Here is an 8,371-nt window from a genome sequence, read left to right on the forward strand (position 1 = left end):
TGCTGGGTGAGGTGGGGGGGCAGGGACATGGGCATTCGGTCATTGTAAGTGGCAGCGAAGTGTAGCTTGTGTGGGAGCGGCCTTGTGTCGCGAAAGGGCTGCGTAGCAGCCCCAGCGATTTTTGCCGTGGCAGAGATCCTGGGGCTGCTACGCAGCCCTTTCGCGACACAAGGCCGCTCCCACACGTCATACATACCCCGGCTTGGGCGTGCGCGCCAGGCAATACACATCCACCCGCCGCGCACCGGCCTTGCGCAGCACTTGGGCAACCGCCTGCGCGGTCGCACCGGTGGTCAACACGTCATCGACAATGGCGACGTGTTTGCCCGTCAGCTTGCCCGTGACGGTAAACGCCAGGCGCAAGTTGCGTCGCCTGGCCTTGGCGTCCAGTTGTTGCTGCGCAGGTGTCTCCCGTGTGCGCAGCAGCAACCGCTCGTCGCAACGTACCCCCACCTGCGACGACAGCCAGCGCCCGAGCATCCCCGCCTGGTTGAACCCTCGCTCCCGTAGTCGACGTCTGGCCAAGGGTACAGGCAACAACAGGTCGGGGCGCGGCAGCCCTTCGGTAAAGCGGTGCAGCAGCCCATGCGCGAGCAATTCGGCCATCAGGCGCCCCAAGGGCCACTGGCGGTTGTGCTTGAAACGGCTGATCAGCGTGTCCACCGGAAAGCCGAAATGCCACAGTGCAAGCACCTGCTCGAAGGCCGGTGCGCGGCGCTGGCACTGAGCGCAGGTCAGGCCGGCCATGGGCAACGGCAGGGCGCAGCGCAGGCAATGATCGCCCAGCCAGGGCAGTTCCTGCTCGCAGGCGACGCACAGCGGGTAGGCCTGCTCGGCAGGTTCATCGCACAGTAAACACGATTGGTTAATAAGTGAGCACTTGTAAACCAGTCTTTTCCAGTGTGGTTGACAGTTCATAGGCCTTCCATGACTATGCGAGCTATCCGTGATGCGCTGGCGGGCATTCCTGTCCCGGCGCCTGCTTCAGCCTAAACAAGGAAACGCCAATGAGCGCCAGCACAACTGCAACAACACGTCACGACTGGTCCCTGGCCGAGGTCAAGGCGCTGTTCCAGCAACCATTCAATGACCTGCTGTTCCAGGCGCAGACCGTGCACCGCGCGCATTTCGACCCGAACCGCGTGCAGGTTTCGACCCTGCTGTCGATCAAGACCGGCGCCTGCCCGGAAGATTGCAAATACTGTCCACAGTCCGGCCACTACAACACGGGGCTGGAAAAACAGAAGCTGATGGAAGTGCAGAAGGTGCTGGAAGAAGCCGCCCGCGCCAAAGCCATCGGTTCTACCCGCTTCTGCATGGGCGCGGCATGGAAGCACCCGTCGGCCAAAGACATGCCCTACGTGCTGGAGATGGTCAAAGGCGTCAAGGCCATGGGCCTGGAAACCTGCATGACCCTCGGCAAGCTCGACCAGGAGCAGACCAAGGCCCTGGCCCAGGCCGGCCTGGACTACTACAACCACAACCTCGACACCTCGCCGGAGTTCTACGGCAGCATCATCACCACCCGCACCTACAGCGAGCGCCTGCAGACCCTGGCCTACGTGCGTGATGCCGGGATGAAGATCTGCTCCGGCGGCATCCTCGGCATGGGCGAGTCGCTGGACGACCGCGCCGGCCTGCTGATCCAGCTGGCCAACCTGCCCGAGCACCCGGAGTCGGTGCCGATCAACATGCTGGTCAAGGTGGCCGGCACGCCGCTGGCCGAGGAAGAGGACGTCGACCCGTTCGACTTCATCCGCATGCTGGCCGTGGCCCGTATCCTCATGCCCAAGTCGCACGTGCGCCTGTCCGCCGGCCGCGAGCAGATGAACGAGCAGATGCAGGCCCTGGCCTTCATGGCTGGCGCCAACTCGATCTTCTACGGCGAAAAACTGCTGACCACCGCCAACCCGCAGGCCGACAAGGACATGCAGCTGTTCGCACGCCTGGGCATCAAGCCCGAAGCGCGTGAAGAGCACGCCGACGAAGTGCACCAGGCGGCCATCGAGCAGGCGCTGGTCGAGCAGCGCAGCAGCGAGATGTTCTACAACGCCGCGACAGCCTGAAATGGCCTTCGACCTGGCGGCGCGCCTGGCCGAACGGCGCGCCGCAGACCTGTATCGGCAGCGGCCACTGCTGGAAAGCCCGCAGGGGCCGGAAGTGGTGGTCGATGGCCAGCGTTTGCTGGGCTTCTGCAGCAATGACTACCTGGGCCTGGCCAACCACCCCGAGGTGATTGCCGCCTGGCAGGCCGGCGCCGAGCGCTGGGGTGTCGGTGGCGGTGCCTCGCACCTGGTGATCGGCCACAGTACGCCGCACCACCAGGTGGAAGAGGCCTTGGCCGAACTCACCGGGCGCCCGCGCGCGCTGTTGTTCTCCACCGGCTACATGGCCAACCTGGGCGCCATCACCGCGCTGGTGGGGCAGGGCGACACGGTGCTGCAGGACCGCCTGAACCACGCTTCGCTGCTGGATGGCGGGTTGCTCAGCGGCGCCCGTTTCAACCGCTACCTGCACAACGACCCGGCCAGCCTGGCCAGCCGCCTGGACAAGGCCGTCGGCAATACCCTGGTAGTGACCGATGGCGTGTTCAGCATGGACGGCGACCTGGCCGACCTGCCGGCGCTGGCCGATGTCGCCCGCGCCCGCGGTGCCTGGCTGATGGTCGATGATGCCCATGGCCTGGGCACCCTCGGCACCCAGGGTGGCGGTATCGTCGAGCACTTCGGCCTTGGCGTTGAAGATGTGCCGGTGTTGATCGGTACGCTGGGCAAGGCCTGTGGTACCGCTGGCGCCTTTGTGGCTGGCAGCGAAGAACTGATCGAGGCACTGGTGCAGTTCGCCCGCCCGTACATCTACACCACCAGCCAGCCACCGGCGCTGGCCTGCGCCACCCTCAAGAGCCTGGAACTGCTGCGCCGCGAGGTCTGGCGCCGCGAGCACCTGGCCGCGCTGATCCGCCAGTTCCGTGAAGGCGCGCAGCAGATCGGCCTGGCATTGATGGACAGCCCGACGCCGATCCAGCCGATCGTCATCGGTGACAGCGCACAGGCCCTGCGCCTGTCAGGCATGTTGCGCGAGCGCGGCTTGCTGGTCACGGCCATCCGCCCGCCCACCGTGCCGGCGGGCAGCGCACGCCTGCGGGTGACATTGAGCGCCGCGCACAGCGAGGCGCAGGTGCAGCTATTGTTGAATGCATTGGCCGAGTGTTATCCACAATTGGAGAGCGCCGATGCGTAATCGACTTGTTCTGTTGCCTGGTTGGGGCCTGGGCACTGCTTCTCTGGAGCCGCTGGCCGCCAGCCTGCGTGCCCAGGACGCCCGCCTGCAGGTAGAGCTGATGCCCTTGCCGGAACTGGCCGACAGCGATGTGCAGGCCTGGGTCGACCACCTCGACCGCAAGCTGCCGAGCGATGTCTGGCTGGGCGGCTGGTCGCTTGGCGGCATGCTGGCCAGCGCGCTGGCGCACAAGCGCGGCGACCATTGCTGCGGCCTGCTGACCCTGGCCAGCAACCCCAGTTTCGTGGCTCGCCCCGACTGGCCCCACGGCATGGCCGAAGACACTTTCGGCACCTTCCTCGACGGCTGCCGCAGCCATACCCAGGTCACCCTGAAGCGCTTCCGTACCTTGTGCAGCGACGGTGCCCTGCAACCGCGCACCCTGCTGCGCCAGCTGGGTGTCGGCGTACCGGACACCGACCCGCTGTACCTGGCCACCGGCCTTGAGGTGCTGGCCAAGCTGGACACCCGCGAAGCACTGCAGGCCTACGGTGGCCCGCAGTTGCACCTGTTCGCCGGCAGCGATGCGCTGGTACCGGCAGAGGCGGCAAAAGCGCTGAGCGAGCTGCTGCCCGATGTGGAAGTGGGCCTGGTCGAAGACAGTTCCCACGCGTTCCTGCTGGAGTACCCGCAGGAACTGGCGGCGGGCATCAAGAGTTTCCTGCATGAGAGTGGCGATGACTGACCTTTCCCGTCCAACCCTGCCCGGCGCGCTGCCCGACAAGCGCCAGGTAGCGGCCTCGTTCTCCCGCGCCGCAGCCAGCTACGACAGCGTGGCAGCCTTGCAGCGCGCGGTGGGTTCGAGCTTGCTGGAGCAGTTGCCGGAAGGCCTGCAGCCGTCACGCTGGCTGGACCTGGGCAGCGGCACCGGCCATTTCAGCCGGGCGCTGGCCGAGCGTTTCACCCAGGCCAGCGGTGTGGCGGTGGATATCGCCGAGGGCATGTTGTGCCATGCCCGCAACGAACAGGGCGGGGCGCTCTATCACGTGGCCGGTGACGCCGAGCGTTTGCCGCTGCGTGATGCCAGCGTCGACCTGGTGTTCACCAGTCTGGCCGTGCAGTGGTGCGACCAGTTCGCCAGCGTGCTGGCAGAAGCGCTGCGAGTGCTGCGCCCGGGCGGCGTGCTGGCCTTCAGCAGCCTGTGTGTGGGTACGCTCGATGAACTGCGCGCCAGTTGGCAGGCGGTGGATGGCCTGGTGCATGTGAACCGCTTCCGCCGTTTCGAGGACTATCAGCGCCTGTGCGCAGCCAGCGGCTTCGAACAGCTCGGGCTGCAGCGCTGCCCGCACGTGCTGCACTACCCGGATGTACGCAGCCTGACCCATGAACTCAAGGCCCTCGGTGCCCACAACCTGAACCCTGGCCGACCTTCCGGGCTTACCGGCCGGGCCCGCATGCAGGGCCTGCTGCAGGCTTATGAGGCGTTTCGCCAGCCTGAGGGGCTGCCAGCCACCTATCAGGTGGTCTATGGTTTGTTGCGCAAGCCACAGGTGTAAGGGGAGCGAGATGAACCAGGCCTATTTCATTGCCGGTACCGATACCGATGTTGGCAAGACCACCATCGCTGCCGGGCTGTTGCATGCGGCACGGTCGCAAGGCTTGAGCACGCTGGGGGCCAAGCCGGTGGCCTCCGGTTGCACGATGACACCGAAAGGCTTGCGCAACAGTGACGCCCAGGCGCTGATCGATGAAAGCACGATCAAGCTGCCCTACGAACAGGTCAACCCGTTTGCCTTCGAACCGGCTATCGCACCCCATGTGGCAGCGCGCGAGGCGGGAGTAACGCTTGCCGTGCCGGAATTGTTGGCGGCGATGCGCAATGTGCTGCAACAAGATGCCGACTTCACCCTGATCGAGGGGGCCGGTGGCTGGCGCGTGCCGTTGTCGGGGCAGGCCAACTTGTCCGATCTGGCCATTGCCTTGAAGTTGCCGGTGATCCTGGTGGTGGGGGTGCGACTGGGGTGCATCAGCCACGCCTTGCTCAGCGCCGAGGCGATTGCCCGTGACGGGCTGCAATTGGCGGGATGGGTGGCGAACATCATCGAGCCGCGTACTTCGCGCCTGGAAGAGAACCTGGCCAGTCTGGCCGAGCGTTTGCCAGCGCCATGCCTGGGGCGTGTGCCCAAATTGAAGCAGGCCAGTGCCGACATGGTGGCTGAACACCTTCAGCTGGATCTGCTGGATTAGCCATTTCCAGGCCCGGCCCTTTCGCGGGTAAACCCGCTCCCACAGGATCTCCACAGTTTTTGAGACTTGTGCAGTACCTGTGGGAGCGGGTTTACCCGCGAAGAGGCCAGTGCAGGAATACCCAAGGCCTATCAAATGGCACCAGGCCATTAGGGATTTAAACGGGCCTTTTCACCCCTGGCCTGCTTTAATTGGGCCTGTTCGTCATCCAGCGTCAATGGAGTCCTGACATGGAAATCACCGGTAGCTCCGCCTACTACGCGGGCCTGAGCGCAATCCAGACCGGCCAGAACCGCGTCGATCAGGCCGCCAGCCAGATCGCCAGCACCACCGCCGAACGTAGCGCCACCAGCCAGTCCAGCGATTTTCAGGCCGAACGCCTGCGCGCGGTCGACCGCAGCCAGCAGATGGACCTGGCCACCAGCACCGTGCAGCTGGCCGTGGGCAAACTCGAAGTCGAGCTTGGCGCAAAGGTCGCCAAGGCATCCGACGAAATGCTCGGTCGGATCATCGATACCTACGCCTGATACGGCGGCCCTTCCCGAACCTAACGCTATCCCTGTGGGAGCGGGTTTACCCGCGAATGCGTCCGCCCGGACACCTCTGTTTTCCGGGCTGGCCCATTCGCGGGTAAACCCGCTCCCACAGGGGTACATATCATGGCTTGGCGCTTTCGCCATTTTTCGTGGCGTAAATGGCACCATAGTCCATCCTTGACATAAGGCGGAGCTAAACGTAAGTTTCAAACAACTGTTTGATCGACGACCGCCAAGTGCGGGTCACCCCACAGAACTCACCTAGAGGTTCATCGCAATGCCTGATTACAAAGCCCCCTTGCGTGATATCCGCTTCGTTCGCGACGAGCTGCTCGGCTATGAGGCGCACTATCAGAGCCTGCCGGGTTGCCAGGACGCCACGCCCGACATGGTCGACGCGATCCTCGAAGAAGGCGCGAAGTTCTGTGAGCAGGTGCTGTCGCCGCTGAACCGCGTGGGTGACCAGGAAGGTTGCACCTGGAGCGAATCGGGCGTGAAAACCCCTACCGGCTTCAAAGAGGCCTACCAGCAGTTCGTCGAAGGCGGCTGGCCGAGCCTGGCGCATGACGTCGAGCACGGCGGCCAGGGCCTGCCGGAGTCGCTGGGCCTGGCCCTGAGCGAAATGGTCGGTGGTTCGAACTGGTCGTGGGGCATGTACCCGGGCCTGTCGCACGGCGCGATGAACACTATCTCTGCGCACGGCACCGCCGAGCAGCAGCACACCTACCTGACCAAGCTGGTATCTGGCGAGTGGACCGGCACCATGTGCCTGACCGAGCCGCACTGCGGTACCGACCTGGGCATGCTGCGCACCAAGGCCGAGCCACAGGCCGACGGCAGCTACAAGGTGTCGGGCACCAAGATCTTCATTTCGGCCGGTGAGCACGACATGGCCGACAACATTGTCCATATCGTCCTGGCCCGCCTGCCGGACGCACCGGCTGGCACCAAGGGCATCTCGCTGTTCATCGTGCCGAAGTTCCTGCCCAACGCCGAAGGCGGTGTGGGCGAGCGCAATGGCGTGAGCTGCGGCTCGATCGAACACAAGATGGGTATCCACGGCAACGCCACCTGCGTGATGAACTTCGACGGCGCTACCGGCTACCTGATCGGCCCGGCCAACAAAGGCCTGAACTGCATGTTCACCTTCATGAACACCGCTCGCCTGGGTACCGCGCTGCAAGGCCTGGCCCACGCCGAAGTAGCGTTCCAGGGTGGTCTGAAGTACGCCCGTGAGCGCCTGCAGATGCGTTCCCTGACCGGCCCGAAAGCACCGGACAAGGCTGCTGACCCGATCATCGTCCACCCGGACGTGCGTCGCATGCTGCTGACCATGAAGGCCTTCGCCGAAGGCAACCGCGCGATGGTGTACTTCACTGCCAAGCAGGTGGACATCGTCAAGTACAGCCAGGATGAAGAAGAGCGCAAGAAGGCCGATGCCCTGCTGGCGTTCCTGACCCCGATCGCCAAGGCGTTCATGACCGAGGTCGGCTTCGAAGCCGCCAACCATGGCGTGCAGATCTATGGTGGCCACGGCTTCATCGCCGAGTGGGGCATGGAGCAGAACGTGCGCGACAGCCGCATTTCCATGCTGTACGAAGGCACCACCGGCATTCAGGCCCTGGACCTGCTCGGCCGCAAGGTGCTGATGACCCAGGGCGAAGCGCTGAAGGGCTTCACCAAGATCGTGCACAAGTTCTGCCAGGCGCAGGAAGGCAACGAAGCGGTCAAGGAGTTCGTCGAACCGCTGGCGGCGCTGAACAAGGAATGGGGCGAGCTGACCATGAAAGTAGGTATGGCCGCCATGAAGGACCGCGAAGAAGTAGGTGCGGCCTCGGTCGATTACCTGATGTATTCCGGCTACGCCTGCCTGGCCTACTTCTGGGCCGACATCGCCCGCCTGGCGGCCGAGAAACTGGCTGCCGGCACCAGCGAAGAAGCGTTCTACACCGCCAAGCTGCAGACCGCGCGCTTCTACTTCCAGCGCATCCTGCCGCGTACCCGTACCCACGTGGCGACCATGCTGTCGGGTGCCAACAACCTGATGGCGATGGACGAAGAGCACTTCGGCCTGTCGTACTGATCCTGCCGCTGTAAACCAAACCCGCCTGCCCTCACCGGCAGGCGGGTTTTTACATTCTGGAAAGCTGAACGCTATCCCCTGTGGGAGCGGCCTTGCGTCGCGAAAGGGTTGCGTAGCAACCCCGGCAATTTCGGCTGTGATACAAAAAGCTGGGGTCGCTTCGCGCCCCTTTCGCGACGCAAGGCCGCTTGTGTCTTGATGAGGGATTAAAATCTGGAGTGAGAGCGGTGAATGACAAGCTGAATGCCGCAGGTGCCATGAGCACGAGTGGGAGCACAAGCTGTCA

The 8,371-nt window shown here is 64.3% G+C and carries 8 protein-coding genes; 7 read left to right on the forward strand and 1 reads right to left on the reverse strand.

Annotated elements, in window-relative coordinates; genetic code table 11:
* Positions 1–186: 186 nt before the first annotated feature.
* Positions 187–918 carry a ComF family protein gene (locus tag CAG46_RS27300; protein WP_085618469.1) on the reverse strand — a complete coding sequence of 244 codons (732 nt, stop codon included), beginning with the start codon at positions 916–918 and terminating at the stop codon, positions 187–189.
* A gap of 89 nt (positions 919–1,007) precedes the next feature.
* Between CAG46_RS27300 and bioB the strand changes: the two genes are divergently transcribed.
* The 7 genes from bioB to CAG46_RS27335 all read left to right on the forward strand — a co-directional run bounded on the left by bioB (position 1,008) and on the right by CAG46_RS27335 (position 8,085).
* Positions 1,008–2,066, forward strand: a complete 1,059-nt coding sequence (bioB, locus tag CAG46_RS27305; RefSeq protein WP_013970556.1) for a biotin synthase BioB — start codon at positions 1,008–1,010, stop codon at positions 2,064–2,066.
* A 1-nt stretch (position 2,067) separates the two neighbouring features.
* Entirely contained in the window at positions 2,068–3,240 is a 1,173-nt protein-coding gene (gene bioF / locus CAG46_RS27310) for an 8-amino-7-oxononanoate synthase (protein ID WP_085618471.1), read from the forward strand.
* Entirely contained in the window at positions 3,233–3,964 is a 732-nt protein-coding gene (locus CAG46_RS27315) for an alpha/beta fold hydrolase (RefSeq protein WP_025337431.1), read from the forward strand. The genes bioF and CAG46_RS27315 overlap by 8 nt, the downstream gene beginning before the upstream one ends.
* The gene (gene bioC / locus CAG46_RS27320; protein ID WP_075044392.1) at positions 3,957–4,775 is read left to right on the forward strand and encodes a malonyl-ACP O-methyltransferase BioC; all 819 of its coding nucleotides are present in this window, start codon (positions 3,957–3,959) and stop codon (positions 4,773–4,775) included. The genes CAG46_RS27315 and bioC overlap by 8 nt, the downstream gene beginning before the upstream one ends.
* A gap of 10 nt (positions 4,776–4,785) precedes the next feature.
* Positions 4,786–5,466 carry a dethiobiotin synthase gene (gene bioD / locus CAG46_RS27325; protein WP_085618473.1) on the forward strand — a complete coding sequence of 227 codons (681 nt, stop codon included), beginning with the start codon at positions 4,786–4,788 and terminating at the stop codon, positions 5,464–5,466.
* 230 nt (positions 5,467–5,696) lie between these two features.
* Positions 5,697–5,993 (forward strand): hypothetical protein, encoded by a 297-nt coding sequence (locus tag CAG46_RS27330; protein WP_003258614.1) that lies wholly within the window; start codon positions 5,697–5,699, stop codon positions 5,991–5,993.
* Between the two features lie 286 nt (positions 5,994–6,279).
* A complete protein-coding gene (locus tag CAG46_RS27335) occupies positions 6,280–8,085 on the forward strand; it encodes a phenylacyl-CoA dehydrogenase (RefSeq protein WP_025337435.1) in 1,806 nt (601 codons plus the stop codon).
* Positions 8,086–8,371: the final 286 nt, after the last annotated feature.

Source organism: Pseudomonas sp. B23(2017) (assembly GCF_002113725.1).
GTDB lineage: Bacteria > Pseudomonadota > Gammaproteobacteria > Pseudomonadales > Pseudomonadaceae > Aquipseudomonas > Aquipseudomonas putida_Z.